The following is a 26,941-nucleotide window of genomic DNA, read 5'->3' as shown; positions in this document are numbered from 1 at the left end:
AATGGAGACAGCGTAGATGAACGCCATGGCAGAAGAAGATCCAGTACTGGTCGCCACCTTGAACCTTCTGGACAGTACCTACCGGCACTGGACGGGTAAGCATCTTCCGTGTCCGCTGATTGATCCCCACTCTCGCGCAGCGTGGATCCACCGAGAAGCACCCTATAGCCTGGTGTTTCACAACAATGATAAGGACCCGGTTTTCACATACGGCAATGAGTGTGCACTGCGTTGCTTCAAATACAGCCGAGAGATTTTTTGCGGCATGCCGTCCAGGTTCAGCGCATCGAGCGTTGATCGGGAGGCTCGCCAAGCGCTTCTGAACATCGTCGAAACCCAAGGCGTTGCCTCCGGATACACGGGCTATCGCGTAGACCGGTATGGCCACGCTTTCATGATTTACGACGGCATCGTCTGGGAGGTGCGGGACGAAACAGGCACACGTCTCGGGCAAGCGGCGCTGTTCTGGCCGCATCCGGACACTGTCGCAAGAATCATCCAAATTGACCCTAGATAGATAACCTCCTCATGAAAACTTCCGCACGACTGGTCAGGGCCTCTCTCGCGCTGTGCCTGACCGCCCCCATCACTGCCTGTCTGGCAGACACCGCCATCGGAACGCAATGCGCCAAACCGTCAGAATCGAGCGACACATCGGTGTTGCCGTGTTACGTCAAGCACATCGCCAGCCAACCTTTGATCTACCAGAAAAAAGGCAGCACGGAGCTGCCTGGCGTCAGCCTGAACAGCTTTCAACTCACCTCCCAGGAGTGGTCCCCCGGCGACATCGTCTCTCCGGCGCAATGGTCGCACGACGTTGATCTGTACATCCCCGACCACGCAATTCGTCGCAAAGCGCTGCTGATCGTCAGCAACGGAACCAACCACGTGTCTGGCAACCAGCAACCGTTTCCTGCCAATGATTTCAGCCAGGAACAACTTGCAGAGATCGCACGAAGCACTCACACCATCGTTGTCGCAGTCAGCAACATCCCTAACCAATTCTTGACACTGGGCACGAACCCGCCCTCGCGAGAGGATGTCAGCGCGGCACAAAGCTGGCGCCTGTTCATGGAAAATCCTCGGCAACGTGCGACGTTGCCTCTGCAGGTACCGATGGTGGCGGCGGTCTCGCGCACCATGGACCTGGCACAAGCTGAACTCAAACCCTGGGCGGTCGATCAGTTCATCCTTTCAGGCGCCTCAAAACGTGGCTGGACGGCCTGGCTCACTTCAATCGCCGACCGCCGAGTGGTCGCGATCGCCCCGCTCGTGACCGACTTGTTCGATACCAAAGCCACCTTCAAACACATTTACCGAAGCTACGGCGGAAACTGGCCTATCGCGTTCGCGCCCTACTATGCGGAGGGGATTACCGAAAAGATCGACACGGATGCGTTCGCCAGTCTCATGCAGATCCAGGACCCTTCTCAATACGCCAATACCCGCTATCGAAGCAGGCTTTCCATCCCCAAGTATTTGATAAACGCCAGCGGTGACGACTTCTTCGTGCCAGACAACGCACGCCGTTATTACCACCGTCTTCCTGGCGAAAAAGCGCTCCGGCTGGTGCCCAACTCCGATCACGCAGGCATTCGGAATGTCAGCACACCGGCGTTGATCAGCCTGCTCAACCGCCTGCAGAGAAACGCCACACTCCCCGACCTTGACGCACGACTGGTTTCCAAAGGTCATGAACAGTTCATACAGGTGCAGTTCTCTGAAAAGCCGAGTCAACTCAAGTTGTGGAGCGCAGAAAATTCATCGGCACGGGACTTTCGCTATGCGTGCGGTGTTCGATATAGCGCAGAAGTGGTGGAAGCGACTGCCGATGGCAAAATATTGTCTGTGAAAATCCCGGAAGAGTCTGGCGGATGGCGGGCGTCCTTCATCGAAGCGACCTATAAGGACGGCTTTATCGCCACGACACCGGCGTTCATCACGCCACAGGGGAAATTTCCCGAGCAGGCGCCACCGTCCAGCGGTGGCGCCTGTCAGACATTGCCGGGAAGATAGCCCCCGGTACGCAAATCCCGGCTGAGCATTTTTGTACGAAGCCGGAGATCTCGGCTGACAGGGGCGGCCGCGGCAAGCGGACGACCCCTGGATGCTTCCCGCTCTCAGTCCCTGAACTCAGCCAGTTGAAGTTCCAGCGAGCTCGCCTGATGGCGCAACTGATGAGACTGTTCGAGCAATGTGCGGATGGCAGCGTCATTCTGCTCCGACACACGGCTGATCCCCTGCACTGCCATCGACAGTTGCTCCCCTGTCGCCGCCTGACTTTGGGTCTGGCGCGCGACCTCGCTGATGCGCAGCAGCATGTTCTGAATGTGCTGACCGACCTGCTCCACCCCTTCGGCCGAGGCGTTCAACTGCGTCACGCCGTCGCTGACGGCATGCCTCACTTCGCTGACATTCGCGACCGTGTTTTTCACGTCTTCGCCAATCGCACCGATCATGACACCGATCTCACGGGTTGAACCGCTCGTGCGCTCCGCCAGTTGCCGGACCTCGTCGGCCACCACCGCAAACCCCCTGCCATGCTCTCCGGCACGGGCGGCTTCAATGGCGGCATTCAACGCCAACAGATTCGTCTGATCCGCAATGCTTCGAATAACGGCGATGATGCCCGCAATATCCTGCGAACGCCTTTCCAGCCCCTCGACAGTCTGCGCGACGGTGTCCATGGTGTGATCGATGTGCGTGATGCCTGCAACGGTGAGTGCCATTTCAGCTGACATCTTCGACGTCAGGGTTTCGGTATCACGTGCCACGCTTTCCATGTCCTCCGCTTGATGGGAGACCTCGCTGACCGACTGCGCAAGTGCAGCGACGCCCTGTCCCATTTCTTCCGTGGCGGTGTGTTGTACGGTGGCGCGCTCCGCGACAGACGTGGTGGTGGTATTCAACAGATCAGAGGTCTGAAGGAGCACAGTGCTGCCTTCTCGAATCGCGCTGACGAGCACGCCGAGACGACTGATGAACTGATTGAATGCGGTGGCCAGGCGTCCGGTTTCATCCTGACTGCTCGCCTGGAAACGCAACCCCAGGTGACCTTGCCACCCCTGTATGCCTACGGTCAGTGTCGACAGCGGGCGAATCTGCCAACGCAAGACGATCCACAGCGCAAGCGCAAGTATCAGCAGGCCGCCGAGACCGACGAACATTGCAGTCACCAGGAAATGGTGAATGCCGGCCATCGCGACTTCAATCGGGTACGCCACCATCAGGGACCACTGATTGGGTGATTTGCCGATCCGCACAGGTTCCAGCACGTACTCCCACCCATCACGCTGAAATGCGTAATGCTGCCCTGCCTTGATGGCCTCCCGCGCGGCTTCCGGTATGTTGTCGGCCTGCTTGCCCCAACGGGCTGAGTCAGGATGACTGGCGTACAACCCGTCGGTTGAAATCAACGCCCCGTAGCCGTTGAAAAGATCGATCTTCGCCAATTGTTGGGTGATGCCCGACAGGGGAATGTCCACGCCTGCGGTACCGATGGCTTTCCCGTTTTCGATCAACGGGATCATGATGGACACCATCATCAGTTGCTGACCGCTGGTGGTGCTGTACGCGTACGGGTCGGTTGCCCATGCTTCGCGCGTGCGCAGCGGCCGGTAGTAATACTGGTTATCAGGTCCTTCCGGCACATAGTTGACCAGCGGCTCCGAGCCTACGCGGCCACTGGACCGGTTCCAGTACACGACATATCGGCCCGTGGAATCATGACCCGGGTGATTGACGAACTCCGCATCCTTGCCATCAAAGGCGTCCGGCTCCCAGTAATGCCCCAACCCCAACAACTGTGGATTGGATTCGAATATCTGGTGCGTCACTTCATCCGCAGCCTGCCGGCTCACTTGAGCCCGATGCATCGCCAGCGCGGCACTGGCCACTGACTCGGCAACCGTCCAGCCCACCCCGAATTGCGTTTCGACCTGAGCGACGTTGGTCTTGACGGTAGCGTCGACCCGCTCGGCATTTTCCTTGAGGGAGGTGCCATACGACAGATAGGCAATCGAGCCTATCAACAGAACAAGCACCCCCAGAGTGCCGGTTAATGCCGTCCAGAACAGCTTGAAAAGCAGGGTGCGTTGAGACATATCAGCTCTCGAAACAAGGTTGAGGTTTACGCCGTCGGATTTGAGGTTTTCATCGACTGACGCTGACGGGAGTCATGGGAGGGAATGCATGGGATAGCGCGTCAATGTCCATCGCCCTCGCTTCGCAACAGCGGGGTCAGGCGACGTGGCTTTCTTTGGGTTTGGAAACGGTGGCAGCTCGCCTCTGCACGGCATCTACAGCGTGGTTCGCGGGCCACGTTCTCGATTCAGGGGAGGCGTCAAAGGAGCTGGCTCTCAAAGCGCCGAACCCGACGGTTCGAGGCGGTAACGGGACCCGGAAAGCAGCACGACATGCAAGCCTGAATCTTTCACCAACATGCGCAGCGCGACCGACACGGCATAGGTGCCAGACAGCCCCTGCGTGGTTTTCCCGCGAGTCATCTCGGGATCAAAGGCGAGGCACACGCCAGCCTGCTCTCCAAAACGGAGCACCGCCGCACCGAGATCGCCTTGCGGAACATCGAAACGGATCATGGCGGTGGGCGCTGCATCGTGCCCGGGAGGGTGAGTCAGCTCAGGTGAGCAAGAATCCAAAAGCATCGAAGCCCCCAACACCGCGCAAATTAACAGCCCCGCTCGCTGAAACATAAAACCGCCGCCCTTCGTTAAATGTGACGTCAGTGGCGTAACAGCCACCGCTACGGACGACGTGAACTGTTAAAAACCGGGCGAAGCCTATAGATTTTTATCACGCATAAACATCTCCAATTTTTACGAAAATGAGTAGACCAACTCGTGCCTACCGATAATGAACGTGGCCACCTGGATCGTAACTTTTTTCACGGATTGGATATTCAATCGCCCCCGCGGTTGACTTAGCATCGATAACGAAATGTATTTAACCCTACGAGGTGTTCCGTGAAAAAATCAATGATTGCAATGCTCATGATATTGTCGAGTGTGAGTGCTTACAGCCATGCAGAAGGCGGTGGCGATACGGTATTCGAGCGAATGGAGTCGCTGAGAAACGCCGCGATGGAGGCAAAACAAAAAGCGCAGTCCGATGCGACAACCCCGACGATCAGCGATAAGACACCCGACAAGACAGAGACTTCCCATAAGGATAAATGCTAACTAAGCAACAACCGGAGGATATCTTGACAAACACAGTGTCACGACAACCGGGTGACACTGGATACTGTTGAGATAATCAAGAGCGTGCGTCAACGACGCCCTCTATCCACTGCCCGTGGCTGTCTCAACGCCTAAAAACGGATGACTGTCCCTAAACAGGAGAATATCGCTGTACCACGCCAATGCTTCTCGTGCGTGAGGTAGTCTGACGCTCGTTCCAGTCTATTCATGAGAGGCACACAGTGGAATTACATGTCGTCATTCAGGGGCGAAAGAAGCTGTCTGAGCAACTTTATGAGCAACTTAAGAACGCGATAGAAAACGGGCGCCTGGCGCCGGGGTCTCAGCTCCCGCCCAGTCGCCTACTTGCTCAGCAACTCAATATCTCCCGAAAGACGGTCTCAGACACGTACACCCAGCTGACCTATGAAAGTTATGTGACCGGCGTCGTCGGGAAGGGGACGTTTGTCAGCGCGTCGCCCTGCAAGCGCCCCAACCCACTCATCGCAACCCAGCTTGCGAGCGCCACGATCATCGAGCGCTGGGAACGCATCCCGGCGCCTCCCTCGGACCATTCTCTGGTAGGCACCCCTGACATCAACTTTGTGGGCGGCGCGACGCATATCGGTGCATTCCCCCAAGATGAATGGCGACGTTGTGTCAATTACGCGCTGCGGCGAATTCAAACGACAGCGGGTTCCTACAACCGACCTGAAGGCATTCCGCCTTTACGCCATGCGATCGCGCAATACATCGCATTTTCTCGGGGTTTGACGTGTCTGCTCAGCGACATTGTCGTCTGCAACGGCACTCAACAGGCATTGGACCTGATTGCCCGCGTCGTCCTTGAGCCCGGCACCGTCGTGGCCGTCGAAGACCCCGGCTACCCCCCTGCGCGTCGTCTTTTCGCCTCCCATGGGGCCATGGTAGTGGGCGTACCTGTAGACGATGAAGGCATCAGAGCCGACCTGATCCCCGACGGCACTCAACTGATCTACGTAACCCCCGCACATCAGTTTCCACTGGGCATGCCTATGAGCATGGCGCGCAGACGAGCATTACTTGAGCGCGCCCGCGAACTGGGTGCCTTGATCATCGAAGATGACTACGACAGCGAGTTCCGATACGAAGGGCGTCCGACCGACTCGCTGAAAACGATGGACGAATACGGTCTCGTTGCATTTGTCGGTACGTTCTCCAAGACGATGCTGCCCGAATTGCGCATCGGCTACGCCGTCCTGCCACCTTCGATCATTGGCGCGGTCATTAAAGCGAAACTCATTTCAGACTGGCACACGTCCACGATCCCCCAATGGGCGCTCACGCGATTCATTGCCGACGGCGGCCTGCTGAAACATGTAAGGCGATGCCACGCGATCTACGCCAACCGCCGACAGCGCATTCTGAACCGGCTGGAAAACGATCTTGCACCCTGGCTCGATGTTATTCCCACGACAGCAGGATTACATATCGCCGCGCGATTCAAAACCGGCATGGATGTGAACTATTTGATTGAGCGTGCCTTTCAGTCCGGCATCGGGTTGTATTCAATCGAACGCTATTATTACCAGGCCGAACCCCAGCCGGGCTTATTACTGGGATTTGGTGCTATTGAAACAATGGATATCGACCCCGCCTTCGATCGCTTACAGGAGCTGCTGCAAACGCCCTTTCGTCAGAGTCACGACAAACTGGGCGAAAACCCTTCATTACCGACCTATAAATCGTGACCGCCAACCCCCATCAAACATAGGCATTGGACCCGTGTGTTTTGTGGCGATTGGAAGTGGTATCGGACGTCTATACGCGTAATCTGAACAGGTCGTCGCAACGCGGCGAGCGTTGAAAGACAACACTCACGAGCCCTCGGAGAATTCACATGCGAATTGCCGCCATTAATACGGTGACCGTCAAGGCAAAACCTGGCCAGACAGCCCATGTTCTTAGTGTGTTATCAGAAATGACTGAACACTTTCACGCTCAGTCAGGCTGCCTGTCTTACGGGGCTGTTGAAAGTAAAAGCCAACCAGAGTTATTAGTGGTGACGGGGCACTGGAGTTGCCCGGGTTGCATGAACAGTCACTTTCTTAATCCTGCGCTACAGACGTTTTCAACGCTGCTCGAATCAAACACCGTGCGCAGCCTGAGTTTTCATCACACCGTGTTTGAACCCAATAAAAAAGAGCCTCGTTCATCGTGACATGAACAGAGGCTCTTGGTTTCTGTAAGGCCAGCGCTGAAACGTCAGGCGATCAAACGTTATGCCAGGCGCAAACCGGTCATCCCACACATGATCGCTGTCGCGACCATCGAACTGATGCCTGCCCCTGCCCACCAGACTCGGTTGGCTTTCGATTCAGCCACGTCATGCGCCAAGAGCACCACCCGCAGACCTGATACAAGATGGGTCAATACGAAAAACACGCCCAACGCGTAATGGGGCAATAAGCGAATATTCCACGGATCGTGAATCAGACCGGTCGGCAGGCCTGCCGCAAATGCCCAATCTGTCGGGATGCCCAGATAAGTTCGCGCAAAAATAAACACCGAGTTCATATGCCCGAGAATGAACACCGACATGAACACGCCGGAAGCGATCTGATAAATACGGTAGGGATCGCCCGAGCTATCGCTCCATGTCCAGGCCAATCGCAGCCCGGAACCGATCTGGAACAGCATCACCGCCACCAACACAGGTTCTATGAACGTGGAGCGGTACACGGTGCGCCCGACATCCATGACCGCCGCGTGTGCATCGGGTCCTACGAGCCCGAACAAATGATTGGTAACGTGAAACAAGACATAGAGTGCAGCGACAGTACCGGCAATGCCGTGGGCAACCCTTAGCTGCGGCGAGGGCTTCGTCTGAGCAGCGGAAGCGGACGCTTTCAAGGTCATCACCCGATACCCGATGAGCAGCCAAATCGGCGTCCACATCCATGTATCAGGGATCTTGCTTCCGAGCATGTAAGTCACGACCCCGAAGAAGACATAAGCCGTCGGTGCCGTCATGGCCAGCAAAGCGAATCGGCGGGCCCTGGCATCCGACTCACTTTCCAGGGCGCGACCTGCCATGGCCAGACAGGTCAGCGGCACTGCAAATGCCGCGATGAGCATCAACGTGGCAATGCCAGTATTTGGGGCGGAAAGCGAACCATTGACGCCCTCCCCGTTCTCCATCGTGACAGCCCAATGAAAAACGTCCAGCAACCAGGGGTACAGCGCTGCGCTGATTGCGCAAATGCCGATCGTGCCTTTGGCTTTTATGGATAATCCATCGGCGACCGCGGCGCTGGCCACGTTCAGCCGTGATGTGTTGAACATAAAGGTTTTCCTGTGACTGAAGCCTGTACATGCGTCAGTGATGCCCGTTTTTGGCGGGCACTCTGATGGATCGTTATTGGACAGACAGCGCATGGGACAAGCGAAGTTCGGGAACCCAGCCCAGCACTCGTCGGGCTTTTTCGCTGGTCACTTCGGCGTTTTCCTCGGCGACGTTGAACACGCCCCGGACGTTCAGCCGCAATGCCAGCAACGCCGCGTAGGCAGCGGCTTCCACATGAAGCGGGCTGGCCCCCGAAGGCTGGTCCGTGCCGGTGCCCGGTCCGTACAAATGGCCATAGCGCAGTACGGCGCCATGAATCTGCGGCGTGTGCAGCACTTGCTGTTCAAGGGCGACGATGCCGCCGACACTCACCTGTCGCAAGCCTTCGGCGTTGATGTCCAGTTCGGCGTCTTCTTCGTAGGGTTTCGTGGCCGGCGCATAGGCCCAGGCGATGCTTTGAGCGACGATACTCTCGCATCCAGACTCAAGCATGGCCGCGATCAGATTGCCTGTACCTTCAGTTCGCACTCTGGCGTTTCGGGCAATGGCCGCTGCCATCTGAGCAGGGTCGAGCCCGCGGGGAAGATCGGTGAGTTGATGCACGACTGCCGAGGGCTTGATCTGAATCAGCGCGTCACACAGCTTCTCACGGTCGAACACGTCCACCACGACCGGCTCGGCACCGAGAGCGCGAAGGTAGTCCGCTCGATCTTCGCGCCGAGTGCTGCCGAACACCGTATAACCGTCGTCCACGAGCAGCTTGACCAAGGTACTTCCAATCACACCGGTAGCGCCTGCCAGAAAAATATTTTTACTCATTGAGGAGTGCCTCCAGGTTTGAAAATAGGGGAGTTTCGCTGAACTGGCGCCGGGCATCCGCGATTGAGGCCGAGACGTACTGAGGGCCAGCAGCCATTGCCTGCAGATGGATAAAATGCACATCCAGCAAGCCGACGCAGCCCAGGACGTGACGCAAGTAGGCGGTGATGAATTCGGGCTGGCTGGCGGCTGGCCCGCGATGCACGCCACCGGACGAGATGACGACGTATACGGGTCTGTCCTTTAGCAACCCCACCTTTCCGCTGGGGCCGGCCGTAAACGTACGGCGCGCGCGCACCACGTTGTCGACCCACAGCTTCAATGCCGCTGGCAGCGTGAAATTGTGGATGGGCGTCGTAATGACCAACGCGTCACATCGCTCCAGTTGGGTGATCAAACGCTCGGATTCGGCGAGTGCCGGGTCATCGTTGCTGGCCCCACTGATAATGGCTTGGGCATAGGCATCGCTGATCGGTGACACCGGGTTGGCGACCAGATCCAGTGTCGAAACGGAAAGTTCCGGGGTAGCGCGACGCAACCCCTCAATCATTTCCTTGGCCAGTTGGTCGCCGGGGGACTTCGCGCCTTTAGGGCTGCAACTGATGACGAGCAAGTTGTTCATTCAGTCATCCTCTTGGCACATTGAGTGGCTCGACGAAATGCATGCCTCGCGCCAGCAGCCCTTCGCGGAAATAGAAGCGCTGAGCCAACGCCATGTGCAGGCCCGTATCCAGAACAAAATGCGCACACCCGCGCGCTTTCGCTTGTTCTCTAGCAGCGTCCAGTAACTGCGCGCCAAGCCCCATCTGCCGAATTGAAGCGTCCACAACGAGATCATCGACGTAGATGAATCGACCGTAGAGCAAGTTCTCCATTTCGCGATAGCCCACGAGGCCTATGACCGTTTCGCCCTGCACCCCGCCAAGCAGCTCATACCCTGCGGTGAACTGACGCTGCACCTGTTCGATGAACGATTGGGGGGAGACCAGATGGGGCCGCAATTGCTTCATGACATCGAAGCAAGTCTCTAGCTCTTCTGGCGTGGAGAATTTTCTCAAATCCACTTGTGATTCCATGATCGGCCTCTTCTATCGTGTGTGGTTACACTTTAGAAGGCTGATGACTTACTCTACAGGGCCAAAAAAATACAAAGCAGCTAGGACATGGCGAAATTTGACTCCAATCTTCAAGCACACGCCGAGGTGCCTGTTTACCGCCAGATCTATCTTAGATTTCGCCACTCCATAGAGGATGGGCGCCTGCTGCCGGGTGAACGAGTCCCTTCGGTACGTGCGCTGGCAGCCGAGCTGAACCTGGCCCGCGGGACCGTTGAATCTGCCTATCAGTTACTCGTAGGGGAAGGCTATCTTCAGACACGGGGGCCGGCAGGAACCGTCGTGTCGACGCTGTTGAAACCCGCCTCTCTGGCAGACCCTGTCGAAACCACGCGCCTGCAACGCGATCCCCTCATGCATTCGGGCGCCCTCCCACAGCCTTTGCAATTGGGCCTGCCGGCAATGGATGTCTTCCCCCGCAAGCTGTGGAATCGGCTGGTGGGCAAGGAGTTGCGTGCCAGCGGGATTCACAGCCTGATTTATCCTGACACTCAAGGGCATCATGCTCTGCGAACTGCCGTAGCGGGGTATCTGGGCATTTCCCGGGGCGTAAGGTGCACACCGGATCAACTATTCATATGTGCCGGGTATGGTGCGGCACTCGACCTGATTTTTCGAAGCTTGCTCACTAAAGGCGACGGCTGCTGGTTCGAAGATCCGGGCTATCTGATGGCTAGACACTTCCTGCAAAAAGCCGGCGCTGACCTGACGCCAATACCCGTCGATGGCGAGGGGTTGAATGTCGATGCGGGAATCAGGCTGGCTGACAATGCGCGTTTTGCCGTGGTCACACCCAGTCATCAAAGCCCCCTTGGGGTCTCATTGTCACTGCCAAGGCGCCAGGCTTTGCTTGAATGGGCCACTCGACAGAACAGCTGGATCATCGAGGACGACTACGACAGCGAGTACCGCTATCAAGGCCATCCGTTACCCGCGCTGAAGAGTATCGACAAGCATGACAGGGTTTTGTACACCGGCACCTTCAGCAAGGTATTGGCACCTGGTCTGAGGCTTTCTTATCTGGTAGTGCCCGAAGCGCTGATTGCCCGTTTCACCCGCGTTGCCGACGTCATGCAGAACCATAGCCCTTACCTGTTTCAGGCCACCACGGCGGCCTTTATCCGGGACGGGCATTTTGCAAGGCACCTGAAAAAAATGCGCAGTCTCTATGCGCTTCGGCGAACGCTGTTGATGACAGCTCTCGAACGCAGGCTCGCTGGCCGGATCAAGATCGACTCTCGACCTGGCGGCATGCATTTGCTGCTTCGGCTTGGCGATGATCTTGATGACCAGACGATTGCGACGAGCGCCAGAGAGTTGGGACTACCCGTCCAGCCCCTCTCAAGCGCCTATCAAGGCGCAGCGCCTGAGAAGGGATTATTGGTCGGCTTTACCAATGTGTCCTCGCCGGAACTGGCGGCGCAATGGGTGGATCGCCTGGCGATGGCGTTTCCACCGCAGGGAAATCAGGGCTGAGCGCGCCTGACTGCCCGATGCATGTTCCACAGAGGGCATCCCTTCCCTCCTCCCGCCTCACGCGCTTGCGCTCACGTTCAGAAAAGACTGATCGGGTACTCGAAGGTCAGCCGAATCTCATCGACATCACCACCCCGGTCAGAACTGCGGTAGGTCGCGTTCCGTGCCCGCAAGCTCAGGTTTTTCGCAGGCCCCGACTGCACGACGTATTTGACGTCGATGTTACGCTCCCAGGCTTTCCCGTCGCTGGTCAGTGGCGTGTTGAAGTCATAGCCTTTGATGTACCTGACCATGAAGGTCAGACCGGCGATGCCGTATGGCGCCATGTTCAGGTCATAACGCGCCTGCCAGGACTTTTCCCCTTCGTAGAGAAAGTCGGAGTACTGGACAGAGTTGGAGGTATACATCGCACTCAGACCATCGATTCCATACTTGTAATCGCCTCGGCCCGATACGGTCTGACGGGCGAGCATGAACCGGTGCGCACCCAGGGTGTACGCCGCCGACAGGCTCCACAACCGATTGTCCAGGTCCCCGGCACGCTCCTCCCCCATGCTTTTGGTGTCATACATGTTGAAGTCCAGATTGAACGCTTGGGTGCTACTCAGCGGGACGGTGTAGGTGGCACTGCCATAGTATTTACGCCAGTAGTTATCAATGGTCTGACGGTAGAAACTGCCGGTCAGTTGGTCATTGAATTTATACACCCCACCCACGTAATTCAGATCGGTCAGCCTCGCGCTGTCCGGGCTACTGTCATTGCGTTTGTTGAGCGCGGTGAAATGCCCGGCATTCAAGGTCAGATCCTTGAACTCCTTGCTGGTCATGGACAGACCTGTCGCGCTTTCGGGCAAGAGGCGCGCATCGTTCGTGGACAGGATGGGCAGGCTGACCATTTGATCGCCGTACTTCAAAATCGTGTTCGACATCTGAATCTTGAGCGCGCCGCCCATCTTGGAGTAATCAGCCTTGGGGCCGCTGCTGTCCGCCTCCAGCAAGCCAGTGCCGCCGCCGGTGCGACCAGCGCCCGAATCCAGCATGATGCCCAGTTTGCCCAAGGCGTCGACGCCGAAGCCGACAGTGCCTTGAGTGAAGCCGGATTGATAGTTCGCCATGAACCCTTGGCCCCACTCCTCCCCCTTGTTCTGCGGCGCGTTGGCCTGGCGAAAATCGCGGTTCATGTACACATTTCGAATGAGCAGAGAGGCTTTTGAATCCTCCACGAATCCATTGGATTCGGACTGTTGACTGGCCACTGCAGGTTCAGCAATAGCGGCAATCATCATGTAAGCGATGGTATTTATTTTTGTTATACGCATGGTGGCTCCGTAAAAGCCCAAAGGGCTTCGAACAGGCAAAGGGATTATCAATTCACGGGCACGGCGATACGATCAGGCTGCTATTGCAGGACAGCCTGTTTCATCATCGCGCAGGGCTTTTTTGGGCGTCAGGATCGACGCCGTTTGATCGATGGTTGACGTGACTGCACCCACTCCGCAGAGGGTGCAGCACGGCACGTCATGAGTCGGTCAGACGACCCTGACCCCAACGAGTGCGGACATGATCGTCAGGGACACCAGGACGCTGAAGGCCGCCCCGACCCACCACAATGCATTGACCGTGCTTCGGTTGGCGCCGTGCGCCAACATGACGACACGCAGCCCGGAAACCAGGTGAGCCAGGACGAAGAACCCGCCAAGCGTGTAGTGAGGGAAGAGGCGAACGGCCCACGGGTCAGGCAACATTTTTCCGCCGCCGGTGGCGAAGACATAATCCGTGGGAATGTCGAGGATGGTACGGGCCATGATGAAAACGGAGTTCATGTGGCACAGCGCGAACATTGCGATGCACACTCCGGAGGCCACCTGAAACATCCGGTACTTGTCTTCTGCGCGCTCGCTCCAGGTCCAGGCGAGCTTCAAACCGGTGATGATCTGAAAGAACATGGCGAGGATCAGCAACGGTTCGATGGCCAGCGCCCGATACACTTTGCGACCGATATCGGCGACCGCCTCATGAACCTCCCCACCCCAAAGGCCTGCAAGGTGGTTGCCCAGGTGAAACAGCACGAACAGCGTTACTACAGCCCCACTGATGCCGTGTGCAACCCGCAAAACAGCGGTCGAACCTTGGCGCAAAGGCAGATCCCCCGCCGGGGTTCTTGCCGCAAACAGGGCCGATAACAACCAGACAGGTGTCCATATCCACACATCGTTCACATCGATTTTGAACATGTGAAGGACGACCCCAAGCAGGACGTACGCTGAGGGTGTGCCGATGACGAACAGTGCGTACCGTCTGGCACGCATGTCGGCCAGGCTCGGCGTGCTGTTGCGGGAGGAGACGGTCGCCAGGGTCAGCGCCAACAGCGGAACGGCCAAGGCCGCCGCGAGGAAGACGACCGAGAAAAACGCTGACCGTGAAGTGGCGCCTCCTGCCACGGGGGAAGTGAACGCCCAGTTGAATGCCTTGAGTATCCAGGGATACAACAAGGCCCCTATTGCAGGCACCCAAAGCACCCGGCTGGTGTTGAAACTGACAGGCGTCGCGGTGTTGCGCGTGTGTACATCGACTTCGGAATGAATGGCCATTTCGGCTTCTCCGTAGAGCATCTGCTCTTATTGTTATTGGCAGTAATGTCAGCCAGGACAACGCAACACTCGCGAGTTGCTATCGCCGCTGGCTCATCGATCATCTAAAGGGTCAGACAGGGCTGAGGCAACGCCAGCGCGACGCCGCTGCCCTGGTCCGAACCGTCCAGTGATGAAGGGGTGCAACCCCGGATGATCGTGTGTAGATGTCTCGGCTACCCTGAACCTCTGACATGCCGGCCTCCTGTTTTCTAATTATTGTGTTGTGCTCCCCCCCAACGTCAGGACCGACGCAAGGGGTAGTTCAGTTTCCGAGAGAGCCAACGTTCCCAAAAGTGAAAAAAGCGCCGCAATCAGTAACCTGAAGGTTATGGCTGCATGCTTTCACAATAGGCCCGACTCACCTCCCGCAACGCCTCTACGCATCCCTGCGCCATAGGGGACAGAGGCATCGTTGGATTGCTGCATATGCCCACCGACCCTCCTGGTTCCCGTATCCCCAACTGCAGCTCCGCCAACTCTCCTGATCGCAGGTCCTGTCTCACCGCGTCGTAAGGCGCGATCCAGACCGCATCGCTGCAGGACACGTAGCGCCGACTGATCGTCAGCGAGAGTGTTTCCAACCGCTGTTTCGGGGACTGAATGCCGTGCTGGACGAACAAGCTATCGGCAAATTTTCGTATGGTCGTTCCCGCCAGCGGCAGAACGACCGGGAAATGCTCCAGCGTCGAAAGATCTGCATCCGGCGCCAGCAACGGATGGCCCGGACGTACCACCAATGTCATCGATTCGTTGTAGAGGTGCTCAAAGCTCAACCCCTGAATCTGCGGGCTGTCGGTCATTCTGCCGATAACCAGATCAATCTCTCCCCCGCGCAAGCGCGAGAGCAGATAAGCGCTGGGACCGGTGACCACGTTGATCACAAGCGTGGGATGCGCCTCGTGAAGCCGACAGACCAGCTCCGGCATCAGCAGGCTCTCGACGGTCGACAACGCCCCCAAACGCACCTCGGGAGCACCATGCACGCCGGTACGCAGACTGCTGACCCCTTCGCGCAACGTTTGCACGCAAGGGGCTGCGTAACGCAGGAACGCCTGGCCGGCGTCCGTCAGCGCCGCACCCGACTTGCTGCGCGTGAACAGGCTGGCACAGAGCAGACTTTCCAACTCCTTCAAGGTCTTCGATAGCGCTGGCTGGCTGATAGCGAGCTTCTGCGAAGCCCTGGCCAACGTGCCCTGACGCGCGACCTCCAGAAAACACACCAGATGACGAAACTTTATACGGGTGTCGATATTCACCTTGTGTCTCCGCTTTCAAACACATTGAGGTGGGGCAACAGGGGCGCGTTCTGGCCTTTGGGACCCCCCATTCTGGGTGGGCTGTAGACCTGCATCTGGAATGGCAGACATCTTGATTCCTCCGGTCACGCATCAGCATTTATTGTTATTTGCGAAACTCGTCATCGTGTATTGGCCGCTACGTTCACGTCGTGATCCAATAACTGAAAAAACACGTGTACCAGTACGGATGAGCTCAGGAATTTTTCGTGGAACTCCCGAGCTGACCGCTTTAATGATTAATCAATGAATCGTGACCTCCTTTGGTTGTGGACTCAGGACTCAAGGCAACTGGCCACGCTCCAGGAGTACAACCAGCTCATGCCATTGTAAAAATCGTTTTGGCCTTTGCCTTTCCAGAGATTGTTGCGCACGAGGCGCTCGACGCCCTTGGCGTGATAGATCCGACCCATTTCCCGGGTTGACCACACCACGCGCGCCGTGCGAGGGATTCGTACGGACTCATAAAGACGGAACGCGGCTGACAGATCACCTGCGTTTGCCTTCACCGCCTCGCCTAGCGTTACCGCATCTTCCAGTGCCATACAGGCACCCTGCGCCAGGTACTGACTCATGGGATGCGCGGCGTCGCCCAGCAGTGTCGCGTTTCCTGCGCCCCACGCCTCCACCGGCTCGCGGTCGGCAGTTGCCCAGCGACGCCAGGAGCTGGGGGTATGGAGCATCTGATGCGGGATTTCGTGAACGCCTTCGAAGTAGGACAGCACCTCTTCCTTGCTTCCGTCCCGAACGCCCCACTCCTCTTCTTCACGGCTGTGAAACGTCACCACCAGGTTGTATTGCTCACCGCCGCGCAGGGGGTAATGCACGAGGTGGCAGCGAGGGCCGGCCCATAGCACGGGCGCATTGATGCGCAATTCCTCGGGCATGCTCGCGCGCTCAACCACGGCGCGGTAAACCACATGCCCGGTCACACGAGGCTTGTCACCCAGCAGGTGAGTCCTGACCACCGACTTCACGCCGTCGCAGCCGATCACCGCGTCGGCTTCGTAGCGCTGCTCGTTACTGTCGATCAACACCGTTTTGGACCCTTGCAAGTCCATGCTGACGACCCGCGTCGAAGTGTGGAAACTGATCAATGGGTCTTTCTCGACCGCCTCCAGAATGGAGCGATGAATGTCAGCCCGATGAATGACACCGTAGGGGTTGCCGAAACGCTTCTGAAACGCCTCACCCACGTCGATGCGGATTACTTCCTTGGCATCCACGGCGTCCATCATGATGATGTGGTCAGTGAACACCGAACGACGTCTCGCAGCCTCGCCCACACCCAGTGCGTCGAGCGCGGCGTAAGCGTTTGGGCCCAGCTGAATGCCGGCGCCGATTTCGGCGATTTCATCGGCCTGTTCCAGCAGTTGCACCTGAATCCCCTGGCGGGTGAGCGCCAGTGCGGCCGCCAGACCGCCGATACCACCGCCGACGACAATGACTTTTTGTTTTGCTTGAGGACTGTTCATGAGAATGTCTCCCTCGACTTCTTGATTCATACGATGTAATCGGGCTGACGATCCGGCGCGGCCCGCTGAAAAGGCTCTTGAGCCAGGCAGTGCCGATACGTGAGCATGACCCGCTCAAAGCGCTCCAGATCGCACCCCATACGCAGGGCATTGGCGACCTGAGGCACGAGGCAACAATCGGCCAGGGTCGGGCTCTCACCGAAGCAGAACGGGCCGTGGCCATAGCGCTGCAACAACTGCTCGAAAGCCGCCAGCCCCACCTCTACCCAGTGTTTGTACCAAGTGTTTTTCTGCTCATCCGTTACGCCCAGCTCGCGCTTCAGGTAACCGAGCACCCGCAAGTTGTTGATGGGGTGAATGTCACAACTGATCGCCAGCGACGCTTCCATCACACGGGCGCGAGCCAGTGGATCCACGGGAATCAGACGAGGCCCGTCGCGGGTGTCGTCCAGATACTGGATGATCGCCAGGGACTGGCTGAGCGTCGTCCCGTCGCTGTCGATCAGCAGCGGAACGCTCGCGGCAGGGTTGAGCGCCAGATAATCCGTACTCGACTGCTCGCCGCTGCGCAGGTTGATGCCGTGATGCTCGAAGCCAATGTTCTTCAACGCCAGAGCGATGCGCACTCGATACGAGGTCGAACTGTTAAAAAAACCGTAAAGCCGCATGGTGAATTCTCTCGTGATCAAACCGGTGGCGTAGCGGGCAACGCGGCGGATGGCGGTGTTGCCCCGCGGTAATGCCTGCCCATGAAGAACATTGCGCCAGCCGCCAGCAGCGCAGGCAGCGTCAACAAGGAAAAAATACCGTTGAAATTCAGCCCCAGGCCGAGCAGCGCGCCGCCACCCAATGTCCCGGTCACCGAGCCGATACGGCCGACACCGTGCGACCACGCCACACCCGTGGCCCGACTGGCCGTGGGGTAGAACCCGGACGCCAGGGCGTTCGCGCCGACCTGAGTGCCGCTGATGCAGGCGCCCATCCCCGCCACGCCGACGATCAGCAGCGTGAAGTCGTGGTAGAACTGACCGATGAACCAGAGAAAACCGGCGCCGATGACATAGGCAAGTGTCAGCACACGCCAAGGGTCAAAACGATCCATCGCGCCGCCAAGGAAAATGGCGCCAACCGTCCCTCCGACCTGGAACATCGCGCTCACCAGCGCCGCCTGACTCAAGGACAGCCCCGTGTCCTTGATGAGCATGGGCAGCCAGTTGGTCATCATGTAGATGATCAGCAGGCTCATGAAGAAGGCTGTCCATAACAGAAACGTTCCGCGGCTGAGCTCACCCCGCAAGATGATGCGTACGGGCGAGTGCTCCTTGGTCTTGGTGTCATTGACCAGGAACTTGCCGTTCCACGCATCGGGAAGGTCGCCGATGCGACGCAGGATGCGCTCGACGCGCTGACGATGATCCTTGCGCCGAAGCACCAGGAAACCCGCCGACTCCGGCAATAGCAGCGCAAGCAGAGGCAGCACCAGTACAGGCAGTACCCCGCCGATCAACAGCACGCTACGCCAGCCATAAAGCGGGACCATGTGCGCAGCGACAATCCCTCCCAGCGCCGAACCGAGGGTGAAGCCACAGAACATGCTGGTCACCATCAGTGAGCGACGGCGGGTTGGGCAGTATTCGGACGTCAGCGTAATGGCATTAGGCATGGCGCCGCCGAGGCCAAGCCCGGTGAGGAAGCGCAGAATCGTCAGGGTCTCGACGTTCTGTGAGAACGCCGCTGCGACGCTCCAGCCGCCAAAGCACAGCACCGATCCCAGCAGCACGGTTTTGCGTCCAAAACGGTCCGCCAGCGGGCCAGCGGCGAACGCGCCGAACATCAGGCCGAGCAGCGCAGCCCCCAGGACAGGGTTGAGCTGCCCCGGCGTCAGCGCCCACTCCTCTCGAAGTGCTGGAGCGATGAATCCGGCCGCGGCAGTGTCGAGTCCATCCAGCGCTGTGACGAGAAAACACAACAGGCAAATCAGCCATTGAAATCGCGTCACGGGTTGCGCATCGATAAACTTTTGTACATCCACACTGTTGTTATTATCAGTGGAAGCCATGGTGATTCTCCAAGCTCCAAGGGTTGAGAAAGCACGCTGTCCAACCGTGCTTTCAGATGACGCGGACGCTGATTTCACCCAACTGCTGTACGCCGCCGATCATCAGTTCGCCTGCCACCACCGGACCGACCCCTTCAGGGGTGCCTGTCATGATGAGGTCACCCGGCTGCAGCTCGAAAAAACGCGACAGGTAGGCGATTGTTTCCGCAACGGACCAGATCAGCTTGTCGATGCTGCTGCGCTGCTTGTCCACACCGTTGACCTGCAACCAGATGGCCGCATCAGAGGCCACATCGAATTCAGCCGCTGGCGTGAGCGGCCCGATCGGCGCCGACTGATCGAACGACTTGCCGATCTCCCACGGCCGACCCATTTCACGCATCTTCATCTGCAGGTCTCGACGCGTCATGTCCAGGCCAACGGCATAGCCCCAGACGTGCTCGACGGCGCTCTCCAGCGGGATGTCACGCCCTCCCTTACCGATGGCGGCGACCAGCTCGATCTCATAGTGGTAATTGCCGGTTTCACTCGGGTACGGGATTTCCAGCGTCTGGCCGCTTTTGGCTGGCACCACGGAGTCGGCCGGCTTGCAGAAGAAAAACGGTGGCTCGCGATCCGGGTCGAAGCCCATCTCCCGTGCATGCGCCGCATAGTTGCGGCCTACGCAGTAAACCCGGCGAACGGGAAAGGTGTCTGACGTGCCATGGATGGCGAGTGCAGTCACTGCTTGAGGTGCGACGACGTAAGTCATGGGGTGCTCCAATCTTCAAGGATTAACGGGATTCGCGAAGGATGCCCAAGGCCTGCTGCACTGGACGATCCGAAAAACTGAACAGGACGCACTCTTCCTGATTCTCAAAGCGCAGAGAGGCCCAGCTCGGCACCACAAATGTGTCGCGAGGTTCGTAGTCGAAACGCTGATCGGCAATCCAGACCGTGCCCCGCCCTTCGACCACCGAGTAAACGGTTGCATCGGTGCTGCGGCTGGTCTTGCCGCTGAACTGGCGAGGCAGAACCTGCATGAAGGTGGCAATGGTGGGCATCGGCCAACCGCCTGTCGCCGGATTGACGTAACGCAGCTTGACGCCGTCGCACTCGTCAATTTCCTCATGACGCAGCAGGGTCTCCAGCGCCTCGCGCGTCCGGGCGTAGGGGTAGCTGAAAATGGGAGAAGTGTGAGAGGTCGCCTGATGCCGGACCGGCAGGAGGTTCATACCGTATCGCGCCAGGCTATTGCCTTCTGGACGACTGATGGGCTGCACCGGCTTCTCGTAGTTTTCTGCGAAACCGGCGTCGAAGAAACGCACGATCGGGATATCAAGACCGTCAAGCCAGATAACCGGCTCCCCGCCTTCAAGCTGCGGCGGATTCCCGTGGTCATGCCATGTCCAGGACGGCGTGATGATGAAATCACCCGGCTCCATCGTTGCCCGTTCGCCGTCCACCGCCGTGTAGGCACCTCGGCCTTCGATGACGAAACGCAAGGCAGACTGGCTGTGGCGATGGCTCGGTGCGACTTCTCCTGGAAGGATCATCTGCAAGCCGGCGTACAGACTGGAGGTAATCGAAGCAGTGCCACGCAGTGCAGGATTCTCCAGAACCAGTACACGGCGCACCGCTTCCTCGGCAGAGATCAAATCCCCCGACTCGGTCAGAAAAGGACGCAGGGTCTTGTAGCTCCACAGAGCAGGCTGACAGGCACCTGCAGGCTGACGGGGAACCAGGTTGTGCAGTTGTTCCCAGAGCGGCATCAAATTGTGCTTGTCGATGCGCTGGTAAAACGCAGCGCGTTCGTCATTGATGGTGTTGTTCATGAGGGGACCTTTTTCAGCTGGCCATTTGTTGTAGGACAATTATTGGCCCATCTCACATATCCGAATAATGGTATTTGACGATAAACCCATATATATTTTTGTATAGCTAACCCCGCCAAGCTTTACCCGACCCGAGGCACCCATGGCCACCGACTGGATTCGCCGCCTGCGCATGCAGCACCTCCAATTACTCATAAGCCTCGAAGAAACCGGCAGCGTGACAGAGGCAGCCCGGGCAACTTTCAGCACCCAGCCCGCCCTTTCCAAATGGTTGAAAGAGCTGGAGGAGGACGTAGGAGCGCCCCTCTTCGAGCGGCACGCGCGCGGTCTGACCCCGACGGCCCAAGGGCTGATGCTGCTGGGTCACGCCCGGCGGGTTTTGAGCGAAATGGATCGCGCACAGCTGAATCTAAAAGCCATGCAGGACGGCAGTTCCTACAGGGTGGTGATAGGCACCTCCCCGGCGTCGGCGCCGAACCTGGTCCCTGCAGCAATCATGCAGTTTCTGCAGCGCCATCCAGGGGCGCAGGTTGAACTGCAGGAAGGGACCATGAACGAGTTGCTCGAACGCCTGGAACTGGGCCAGCTTGACCTCGTGGTCGGACGCCTCGATGCCTACTCTCCTCGCCCCTCGCTGCAAAGCGAACAACTGTATGACGAGGCCATGCGCGTGATCTGTCGCCCTGGCCACCCCCTGACCTACAACGACAATCTGAGTTGGGATGATCTGCGAAGCTATGACTGGATCGTCTGGGCCAAGAGCACCCCGATTCGCACCAAACTCGATATGGCGCTAACCCGTGCGGGGCAGCGCCCGCTTCCGTATCGGATCGAGTCGACCTCCCTCATCGGTAATCTCTGGTTGCTGCATTACAGCGACATGCTGTCGATTGCATCCGATCGTGTGGCGGATCACTTCACCCAACGCAGACTGGTGGTCCCGTTGAAATTCGAGCTCAACGCCGTAGGGTCGCTCGGGATGTGTTGGCGCGATGAACCTCACCCGGACCCCAGCCTTCCCCATCTGCTGGAAAGCATCCGAGCGGCAGCGGCGAGCCAGAGCCTGACCAAGGTCATCGGTCCGCAAGGGTGATTTGAGGCCGCAGGTGCTGTCGCAACAGACGTGCTGTTTTCGCCGCCTGCACGGCACCGCCATGCAGAATTCAATCGCAAGGACCGGAGTGTCCATATCGCGTGCGAACCCTAATCTGATCCCATCGTCGGATCAGATCAGGAACACCTGCCATGAACACTTCGCTGCTGTCTTCGATCAACCTTATCTTCCGCGCCCCTCGCGAGCGCCCTGCCGGTGCCATTCGCTACACCATCGGCCGGACCATTCTTGGCCCGGTGCTGGTGGGCCACAGTGGCTACGGCATTTGCGCGATATTCCTGGACGACACCGATGCTGGCCTGATGAACCAGTTGAGTGCGGCCTTTCCTCAACGAGAACACGTCCAGGCGGGTGAGGTGTTGAGATCGGAACTCGAACAGGTCATCTCGCTGGTTGATACGGGAAAGACCTCGAAAGTCCTGAATCTGGATGTCGGGGGCACGGTCTTTCAGCAAAAAGTCTGGACCGCCCTGCAGCACATTCCAGCGGGACAAACCCGCAGCTACAGTGACGTCGCGTATGAAGTGGGCAATCCTGACGCCATCCGCGCGGTGGCCGGCGCGTGTGCCGCGAACGTGCTGGCCGTCGCGATCCCTTGCCATCGGGTCGTTCGAAGTGACGGGTCTATTTCGGGGTACCGCTGGGGGGTTGAGCGTAAGCGGACACTTCTGGAAAAGGAGTCCAACTGATGACCCGGACCCGAACTCTGCTTGCCCCCTCCCAGGGGTTGGATTGGCCGAGCCTGCAGCGGTCATTGGATGATTCAGGCTACGCGGTCGTCCCTTCGATCATGACCGCCGATCAATGCCAGGCGTTGGCGGGCCTGTACAGCGACCCGACGCTTTTTCGCACTCGGGTCGTCATGGCGCGGCACGGGTTTGGAAGCGGTGAGTACCAATATTTCGACTATCCGCTGCCGCCATTGATCAACGCGTTGAGGCATGCCCTCTATCCCCATCTGGCAACCATTGCCAATGGCTGGAGCGAACGCCTCGGCGACGCCTTGCGCTACCCCATGGCGTTGACGTCTTTCCTCGAACGATGCCACCAAGCCGATCAGACGCGGGCGACGCCGCTGTTGCTTCAATATCAGACCGGCGATTACAACTGCCTGCATCAAGACGTTTATGGAGAGCACCTTTTCCCTCTGCAGGTGGCGATCTTGCTGTCGGTGCCAGGGGTCGATTTCCAAGGCGGAGAGTTCGTCGTGACGGAGTACTCATCCAGCTCACAGCGCGCCGAAGTGGTACCCCTTCAGCAGGGCGACGCGGTCATTTTCGCGGTCCGGACACGGCCCGTGGCCGGACGGCGGGGTCAATCGAAAAAGGTCCTCATGCGCCATGGCGTCAGCCGCATACAGGCTGGGCTGAGGCATACCGTGGGCATTATTTTTCATGACGCCAAGTGAACGGCCACCTGCGACGTGCGAACCCTTTTCTGAGACCTGAAAACGTTATGAACACATTCGCCACCGCCACCGAACATCTCGATTGGCACAACATCACGACGCAACTTGACCAGGAAGGCTTTGCGGTGCTGCCCGGCTTTCTGAAGCCCGACATCCTCGGCGCGCTCGCCGACGTTCTCGAAGGCTCGTCGAATCAGGTGCAAATCGATTTAAGTGAACAGCGATCAGGACGAGGATTGGCTTACCGCTGGAACGGCGACGTCCCGACCACATTGAGCTGCCTTAGAGAAGCCCTGTATTCGCCTCTCGCACAGGTCGCCAACCGCTGGTGCGAGACCTTGGCCCAGCCGTATCGCTATCCAGAAACGCTGCAGCAGTTTCAAATGCAGTGCTTCGAAGCAGGGCAACGGAGCGAACTGACGGAGCTGACCTGCTTGCGCACAGAAGACTATCTGGGGCTGCGGCAGCATGCAGATGGCGAGTGTGTTTTTCCTCTCCAGTTGGTCGGTCTCCTGAGCCCTTGCGCAGAAGGGTTCACAGGCGGAGAACTCGTGCTCACCGAACAGCGTCCCCGCATGCAATCTCGCCCCATGGTCGTCCCGCTGCAACAGGGCGACCTGGCAATCATCACGACCGCTCAACGCCCTTTCAAGGGCAGCAAAGGCTACTACCGCGTGAACATGAAACATGCCATCAGCCGCGTAAGAAGCGGCGAGCGCATCGGCATTTCAATCAGCTTTCACTTCGCTCCATGAGTGTTTTTCTATGGCGCCCCAGCACGACTGGATGTTGATAGGCCCGGACGGCAAACCGTTCCTCAGTGCGCAGCGTGGCACGTTGGGCGGGCACCGACGCACCGGGCTCTACGGGAAACTCGATTGCCGTGCTGCGCTGCAAGCCATCGCCCGAGGAGGCTATGTGAAGCATCGCGTTTTCTTTCTCGACGAACCGTCTGCGATAGCAGCGGGCTACCGTCCTTGTGCAGTCTGCATGCCCCACGAATACCGCGAATGGAAAAACGGCAACTGGCCGCCAACTCCACGACATCAGGAATCAAGATGAGCAATCAATTTGCGTTGGGATTTGACGACGAAGTCGCTTCCGACACGGCATCGGTAGCGAGGAGCATCGAAACGCTGGATTGGCGCGCCGTCGAAGCCTCGCTGGGTCAAGAGGGCTTTGCGGTATTGCCCACATTGCTGAACCGAGAGGCCTGCCACGCGCTGGCAGCCCTCTACAACGAGCCTCAACGTTTCCGAAGCCGTATTGTCATGGAGCGTTATGGCTTCGGGCGCGGGGAGTATCAATATTTTTCCTACCCACTTCCAGCGACCGTCGCTGATCTGCGCAGCCGCCTCTACGGGCAGTTGGCGCCCATTGCCAATCGTTGGCATGACGCACTGAGAATGGAGGAGCGTTTCCCTGGGGCTCACAGCGAATTCGCTGAAATCTGTCATGAAGCGGGCCAACGCAGGCCTACACCGCTGTTGCTGAGCTACCGGACAAATGACTACTGCTGCCTGCATCAGGACCTGTACGGCGAGCATGTATTCCCCTTCCAGGTGATCTTCCTTCTCGACGAGCCGGGACTGGACTTCACGGGCGGCGAACTCATCCTCACTGAGAGCGATCCGAAAAAGCCTGGCCGCGCAGAGGTGGTCAATCTGCACCAGGGCCAGGCCGTGATTGTCGCGGTGAACAGTCGCCCTGCCCGGTCCACGCGCGGGTTTTATCGCATCAATATGCGGCATGGGGTGAGCCGGATTCACAGCGGCGTCCGTCGAACGCTGGGCATCATTTTCCACGACGCCAAATGACCGGCCAGCCCTCGGAAACGCAGCTCAATTCTCAGGAAATACCGTAGACCACGCCGCAAGCCTCAACGCCCGAAGCCACTTCCACGGGTGGTACAGATCGTTGGCGCGTTCCTGGTGCTTTTTTTTGAAAACACTTCATTTCATCGTACTCGGCCCGACTACGAGGACGTGATGTGGAACTCAAAACAAATGGCGCACTGATGATCCTGTTCCTGGGCGCGCTGGCAGCCACTGCTCCGCTGTCAATCGACATCGGTTTACCGGGGTTCGCCGCCACCGCTGCGGCACTGGGCGTTCCCGTCAGCCTGATGCCCCAGACCCTCAGCGTATTTCTTGTCGGATTTTCGGTCGGCCCGCTGATATTCGGCCCTATGGCCGACCGATTCGGCCGTCGTCCCATCCTCGTGGCTGGCTTGATCATCTTCGTTGTCGGCGGATTAGGTGCGACGCTTTCCACGGACTTCGCCTTCATGCTGGGCAGCCGACTGGTTCAGGGAGTGGGCGCCGGGACCGCCGCAACCCTGCCGTTCGCCATCGCTCGAGATATCTATCAAGGGGACGAGGCGCGGGTACGGATGTCGGCCATCACGCTGGTGCTGGGGCTGGGCCCCATCATTGCCCCGATTCTGGGCACCGTCGCGCTGAGCCTGAGTGGCTGGCGCTGCGCCTATGCCTTGCTCGCCGCGAGCGGCATTCTGAGTGCGGCGGTTGCCTTTTTCTGCTTCAAGGAAAGCGCGCCGACGGCCACGCAACAGATGACCTGGACGAGCGTGATGAGCAATTACCGATCGGTGCTGATCAACCCCACGTTCCTTCGAAACACGCTGGTGAACGCCTGCAGCTTTGGCGTCATGTTCGCCTACATCGCCGGATCACCTGAAGTCTTGACCGTGGATTTCGGAATGAGCAGCGGTCAATACAGCCTCTCGTTCGCACTGACCGCAGGTGCCCTCATGTGCGGTTCGCTCCTGAACGGCAAACTCGCGCTTCGGGGCTGGCCCTCGGCACCCATCGCGAATTTCGCCAATGCCCTGATTGCCTTGGCGAGCCTCATACTGACCGCCATCACCCTCAGTGGAGAATTGAACGCCGTCATTTTCGTCATGGCGGTGGCGTTGGTGCTTCTGGGCGTCGGACTGTTGAGCCCTAACGTGATCCACGACGCCCTGCAACCCATGGGGAAAATGGCCGGGGTTGCAACCGCCGTCTTGCGGGGAATTCAGATGGTGCTGGCCGGTTGCGCAAGCGCGCTGGTCGGCACGTTGCAAATGGGCAACAGCGCGTTGTCAACTGCCTGCGTCATGGCAGCGTTTGCGATAGCCTCCCTGGCCATTCAGCGTCTAGGGGTTCGCAAAAGCACGGTAGCCGTTTCTTGAAATACGGCTCCCCGGCT

Annotated in this window: 27 protein-coding genes; 13 read left to right on the top strand and 14 right to left on the bottom strand. The window is 58.4% G+C overall.

What is annotated here, in order from left to right:
* The first annotated feature begins 16 nt into the window (after positions 1-16).
* Positions 17-517, top strand: a complete 501-nt coding sequence (locus tag AAEO81_RS11835) for an MEKHLA domain-containing protein (protein WP_341963800.1) — start codon at positions 17-19, stop codon at positions 515-517.
* An 11-nt stretch (positions 518-528) separates the two neighbouring features.
* Complete coding sequence (locus AAEO81_RS11830) at positions 529-2,016, top strand: PhoPQ-activated protein PqaA family protein (protein WP_341963799.1); 1,488 nt, start codon at positions 529-531, stop codon at positions 2,014-2,016.
* 104 nt (positions 2,017-2,120) lie between these two features.
* On the opposite strand, the gene AAEO81_RS11825 is transcribed toward AAEO81_RS11830, so the two are convergent.
* Together AAEO81_RS11825 and AAEO81_RS11820 are read right to left on the bottom strand one after the other, a co-directional pair.
* Complete coding sequence (locus AAEO81_RS11825; RefSeq protein WP_341963798.1) at positions 2,121-4,103, bottom strand: methyl-accepting chemotaxis protein; 1,983 nt, start codon at positions 4,101-4,103, stop codon at positions 2,121-2,123.
* Between the two features lie 255 nt (positions 4,104-4,358).
* Positions 4,359-4,598: an STN domain-containing protein gene (locus AAEO81_RS11820; protein WP_341963797.1), complete on the bottom strand. Its 240-nt coding sequence runs from the start codon at positions 4,596-4,598 to the stop codon at positions 4,359-4,361.
* A gap of 384 nt (positions 4,599-4,982) precedes the next feature.
* Here AAEO81_RS11820 and AAEO81_RS11815 point away from each other — a divergent pair, with 384 nt between their 5' ends.
* The 3 genes from AAEO81_RS11815 to AAEO81_RS11805 all read left to right on the top strand — a co-directional run bounded on the left by AAEO81_RS11815 (position 4,983) and on the right by AAEO81_RS11805 (position 7,398).
* A complete protein-coding gene (locus tag AAEO81_RS11815) occupies positions 4,983-5,198 on the top strand; it encodes a co-regulatory protein PtrA N-terminal domain-containing protein (protein WP_341963796.1) in 216 nt (71 codons plus the stop codon).
* 242 nt (positions 5,199-5,440) lie between these two features.
* Complete coding sequence (locus AAEO81_RS11810; protein ID WP_341963795.1) at positions 5,441-6,928, top strand: PLP-dependent aminotransferase family protein; 1,488 nt, start codon at positions 5,441-5,443, stop codon at positions 6,926-6,928.
* 149 nt (positions 6,929-7,077) lie between these two features.
* Positions 7,078-7,398: an antibiotic biosynthesis monooxygenase gene (locus AAEO81_RS11805; RefSeq protein WP_341963794.1), complete on the top strand. Its 321-nt coding sequence runs from the start codon at positions 7,078-7,080 to the stop codon at positions 7,396-7,398.
* 59 nt (positions 7,399-7,457) lie between these two features.
* Here AAEO81_RS11805 and AAEO81_RS11800 read toward each other — a convergent pair whose 3' ends face one another.
* From AAEO81_RS11800 to AAEO81_RS11785, 4 genes are all read right to left on the bottom strand, one after another.
* Positions 7,458-8,522: a hypothetical protein gene (locus tag AAEO81_RS11800; protein WP_341963793.1), complete on the bottom strand. Its 1,065-nt coding sequence runs from the start codon at positions 8,520-8,522 to the stop codon at positions 7,458-7,460.
* Positions 8,523-8,595: 73 nt separating this feature from the next.
* Positions 8,596-9,342 carry an NAD(P)-dependent oxidoreductase gene (locus tag AAEO81_RS11795; RefSeq protein WP_341963792.1) on the bottom strand — a complete coding sequence of 249 codons (747 nt, stop codon included), beginning with the start codon at positions 9,340-9,342 and terminating at the stop codon, positions 8,596-8,598.
* Positions 9,335-9,964, bottom strand: coding sequence for an NAD(P)H-dependent oxidoreductase (locus AAEO81_RS11790; protein ID WP_341963791.1), 630 nt, complete (start codon positions 9,962-9,964; stop codon positions 9,335-9,337). The genes AAEO81_RS11795 and AAEO81_RS11790 overlap by 8 nt, the downstream gene beginning before the upstream one ends.
* Positions 9,965-9,968: 4 nt before the next feature.
* A complete protein-coding gene (locus AAEO81_RS11785; RefSeq protein ID WP_166595029.1) occupies positions 9,969-10,418 on the bottom strand; it encodes a GNAT family N-acetyltransferase in 450 nt (149 codons plus the stop codon).
* A gap of 87 nt (positions 10,419-10,505) precedes the next feature.
* On the opposite strand from AAEO81_RS11785, the gene AAEO81_RS11780 reads away from it, so the two are divergent.
* On the top strand, positions 10,506-11,933 hold the full coding sequence (locus AAEO81_RS11780) for a PLP-dependent aminotransferase family protein (RefSeq protein ID WP_341963790.1): 1,428 nt from the start codon (positions 10,506-10,508) through the stop codon (positions 11,931-11,933).
* Positions 11,934-12,010: 77 nt separating this feature from the next.
* On the opposite strand, the gene AAEO81_RS11775 is transcribed toward AAEO81_RS11780, so the two are convergent.
* The 8 genes from AAEO81_RS11775 to gtdA form a co-directional block, all read right to left on the bottom strand.
* Entirely contained in the window at positions 12,011-13,252 is a 1,242-nt protein-coding gene (locus AAEO81_RS11775; protein ID WP_341963789.1) for an OprD family porin, read from the bottom strand.
* Positions 13,253-13,462: 210 nt separating this feature from the next.
* Positions 13,463-14,524, bottom strand: coding sequence for a hypothetical protein (locus AAEO81_RS11770; protein ID WP_341963788.1), 1,062 nt, complete (start codon positions 14,522-14,524; stop codon positions 13,463-13,465).
* 368 nt (positions 14,525-14,892) lie between these two features.
* Positions 14,893-15,822, bottom strand: a complete 930-nt coding sequence (pcaQ, locus tag AAEO81_RS11765; protein ID WP_341963787.1) for a pca operon transcription factor PcaQ — start codon at positions 15,820-15,822, stop codon at positions 14,893-14,895.
* Between the two features lie 314 nt (positions 15,823-16,136).
* Positions 16,137-17,336, bottom strand: a complete 1,200-nt coding sequence (locus tag AAEO81_RS11760; RefSeq protein ID WP_341963786.1) for a 3-hydroxybenzoate 6-monooxygenase — start codon at positions 17,334-17,336, stop codon at positions 16,137-16,139.
* 26 nt (positions 17,337-17,362) lie between these two features.
* Positions 17,363-18,004 carry a maleylacetoacetate isomerase gene (gene maiA / locus AAEO81_RS11755; protein ID WP_341963785.1) on the bottom strand — a complete coding sequence of 214 codons (642 nt, stop codon included), beginning with the start codon at positions 18,002-18,004 and terminating at the stop codon, positions 17,363-17,365.
* A gap of 17 nt (positions 18,005-18,021) precedes the next feature.
* Entirely contained in the window at positions 18,022-19,395 is a 1,374-nt protein-coding gene (locus tag AAEO81_RS11750; protein WP_341963784.1) for an MFS transporter, read from the bottom strand.
* Positions 19,396-19,447: 52 nt separating this feature from the next.
* A complete protein-coding gene (locus tag AAEO81_RS11745; protein ID WP_341963783.1) occupies positions 19,448-20,146 on the bottom strand; it encodes a fumarylacetoacetate hydrolase family protein in 699 nt (232 codons plus the stop codon).
* A 22-nt stretch (positions 20,147-20,168) separates the two neighbouring features.
* On the bottom strand, positions 20,169-21,209 hold the full coding sequence (gene gtdA, locus AAEO81_RS11740; RefSeq protein ID WP_341963782.1) for a gentisate 1,2-dioxygenase: 1,041 nt from the start codon (positions 21,207-21,209) through the stop codon (positions 20,169-20,171).
* Positions 21,210-21,351: 142 nt separating this feature from the next.
* Here gtdA and AAEO81_RS11735 point away from each other — a divergent pair, with 142 nt between their 5' ends.
* The 7 genes from AAEO81_RS11735 to AAEO81_RS11705 all read left to right on the top strand — a co-directional run bounded on the left by AAEO81_RS11735 (position 21,352) and on the right by AAEO81_RS11705 (position 26,924).
* On the top strand, positions 21,352-22,302 hold the full coding sequence (locus AAEO81_RS11735) for a LysR substrate-binding domain-containing protein (protein ID WP_166595018.1): 951 nt from the start codon (positions 21,352-21,354) through the stop codon (positions 22,300-22,302).
* Between the two features lie 152 nt (positions 22,303-22,454).
* Positions 22,455-23,012: a methylated-DNA--[protein]-cysteine S-methyltransferase gene (locus AAEO81_RS11730; protein WP_341963781.1), complete on the top strand. Its 558-nt coding sequence runs from the start codon at positions 22,455-22,457 to the stop codon at positions 23,010-23,012.
* Complete coding sequence (locus tag AAEO81_RS11725) at positions 23,012-23,731, top strand: 2OG-Fe(II) oxygenase (RefSeq protein WP_341963780.1); 720 nt, start codon at positions 23,012-23,014, stop codon at positions 23,729-23,731. The genes AAEO81_RS11730 and AAEO81_RS11725 overlap by 1 nt, the downstream gene beginning before the upstream one ends.
* A gap of 47 nt (positions 23,732-23,778) precedes the next feature.
* Entirely contained in the window at positions 23,779-24,486 is a 708-nt protein-coding gene (locus AAEO81_RS11720) for a 2OG-Fe(II) oxygenase (RefSeq protein ID WP_341963779.1), read from the top strand.
* Positions 24,487-24,496: 10 nt separating this feature from the next.
* Positions 24,497-24,793 carry an Ada metal-binding domain-containing protein gene (locus AAEO81_RS11715; protein WP_341963778.1) on the top strand — a complete coding sequence of 99 codons (297 nt, stop codon included), beginning with the start codon at positions 24,497-24,499 and terminating at the stop codon, positions 24,791-24,793.
* Positions 24,790-25,548 (top strand): 2OG-Fe(II) oxygenase, encoded by a 759-nt coding sequence (locus AAEO81_RS11710; protein WP_341963777.1) that lies wholly within the window; start codon positions 24,790-24,792, stop codon positions 25,546-25,548. The genes AAEO81_RS11715 and AAEO81_RS11710 overlap by 4 nt, the downstream gene beginning before the upstream one ends.
* A 173-nt stretch (positions 25,549-25,721) precedes the next feature.
* Entirely contained in the window at positions 25,722-26,924 is a 1,203-nt protein-coding gene (locus AAEO81_RS11705; RefSeq protein ID WP_341963775.1) for a multidrug effflux MFS transporter, read from the top strand.
* Positions 26,925-26,941: the final 17 nt, after the last annotated feature.

This window comes from Pseudomonas sp. RC10 (assembly GCF_038397775.1).
Lineage (GTDB): Bacteria > Pseudomonadota > Gammaproteobacteria > Pseudomonadales > Pseudomonadaceae > Aquipseudomonas > Aquipseudomonas bambusae.
The sequence above is the reverse complement of the archived record's forward strand: the minus strand, read 5'-3'. Positions and strand labels throughout refer to the sequence as shown.

What these genes read in the sequence shown, in the direction of transcription:
- AAEO81_RS11830 (WP_341963799.1), top strand. Translation starts at nt 529, where the DNA reads ATGAAAACTTCCGCACGACTGGTCAGGGCCTCTCTCGCGCTGTGCCTG.
- gtdA (WP_341963782.1), bottom strand. Translation starts at nt 21,209, where the DNA reads ATGAACAACACCATCAATGACGAACGCGCTGCGTTTTACCAGCGCATC.
- AAEO81_RS11745 (WP_341963783.1), bottom strand. Translation starts at nt 20,146, where the DNA reads ATGACTTACGTCGTCGCACCTCAAGCAGTGACTGCACTCGCCATCCAT.
- AAEO81_RS11825 (WP_341963798.1), bottom strand. Translation starts at nt 4,103, where the DNA reads ATGTCTCAACGCACCCTGCTTTTCAAGCTGTTCTGGACGGCATTAACC.
- AAEO81_RS11710 (WP_341963777.1), top strand. Translation starts at nt 24,790, where the DNA reads ATGAGCAATCAATTTGCGTTGGGATTTGACGACGAAGTCGCTTCCGAC.
- AAEO81_RS11770 (WP_341963788.1), bottom strand. Translation starts at nt 14,524, where the DNA reads ATGGCCATTCATTCCGAAGTCGATGTACACACGCGCAACACCGCGACG.
- AAEO81_RS11835 (WP_341963800.1), top strand. Translation starts at nt 17, where the DNA reads ATGAACGCCATGGCAGAAGAAGATCCAGTACTGGTCGCCACCTTGAAC.
- AAEO81_RS11800 (WP_341963793.1), bottom strand. Translation starts at nt 8,522, where the DNA reads ATGTTCAACACATCACGGCTGAACGTGGCCAGCGCCGCGGTCGCCGAT.
- AAEO81_RS11795 (WP_341963792.1), bottom strand. Translation starts at nt 9,342, where the DNA reads ATGAGTAAAAATATTTTTCTGGCAGGCGCTACCGGTGTGATTGGAAGT.
- AAEO81_RS11775 (WP_341963789.1), bottom strand. Translation starts at nt 13,252, where the DNA reads ATGCGTATAACAAAAATAAATACCATCGCTTACATGATGATTGCCGCT.
- AAEO81_RS11735 (WP_166595018.1), top strand. Translation starts at nt 21,352, where the DNA reads ATGGCCACCGACTGGATTCGCCGCCTGCGCATGCAGCACCTCCAATTA.
- AAEO81_RS11790 (WP_341963791.1), bottom strand. Translation starts at nt 9,964, where the DNA reads ATGAACAACTTGCTCGTCATCAGTTGCAGCCCTAAAGGCGCGAAGTCC.
- AAEO81_RS11725 (WP_341963780.1), top strand. Translation starts at nt 23,012, where the DNA reads ATGACCCGGACCCGAACTCTGCTTGCCCCCTCCCAGGGGTTGGATTGG.
- AAEO81_RS11760 (WP_341963786.1), bottom strand. Translation starts at nt 17,336, where the DNA reads ATGAACAGTCCTCAAGCAAAACAAAAAGTCATTGTCGTCGGCGGTGGT.
- AAEO81_RS11720 (WP_341963779.1), top strand. Translation starts at nt 23,779, where the DNA reads ATGAACACATTCGCCACCGCCACCGAACATCTCGATTGGCACAACATC.
- AAEO81_RS11785 (WP_166595029.1), bottom strand. Translation starts at nt 10,418, where the DNA reads ATGGAATCACAAGTGGATTTGAGAAAATTCTCCACGCCAGAAGAGCTA.
- AAEO81_RS11715 (WP_341963778.1), top strand. Translation starts at nt 24,497, where the DNA reads ATGGCGCCCCAGCACGACTGGATGTTGATAGGCCCGGACGGCAAACCG.
- maiA (WP_341963785.1), bottom strand. Translation starts at nt 18,004, where the DNA reads ATGCGGCTTTACGGTTTTTTTAACAGTTCGACCTCGTATCGAGTGCGC.
- AAEO81_RS11805 (WP_341963794.1), top strand. Translation starts at nt 7,078, where the DNA reads ATGCGAATTGCCGCCATTAATACGGTGACCGTCAAGGCAAAACCTGGC.
- AAEO81_RS11750 (WP_341963784.1), bottom strand. Translation starts at nt 19,395, where the DNA reads ATGGCTTCCACTGATAATAACAACAGTGTGGATGTACAAAAGTTTATC.
- AAEO81_RS11780 (WP_341963790.1), top strand. Translation starts at nt 10,506, where the DNA reads ATGGCGAAATTTGACTCCAATCTTCAAGCACACGCCGAGGTGCCTGTT.
- AAEO81_RS11730 (WP_341963781.1), top strand. Translation starts at nt 22,455, where the DNA reads ATGAACACTTCGCTGCTGTCTTCGATCAACCTTATCTTCCGCGCCCCT.
- AAEO81_RS11820 (WP_341963797.1), bottom strand. Translation starts at nt 4,598, where the DNA reads ATGATCCGTTTCGATGTTCCGCAAGGCGATCTCGGTGCGGCGGTGCTC.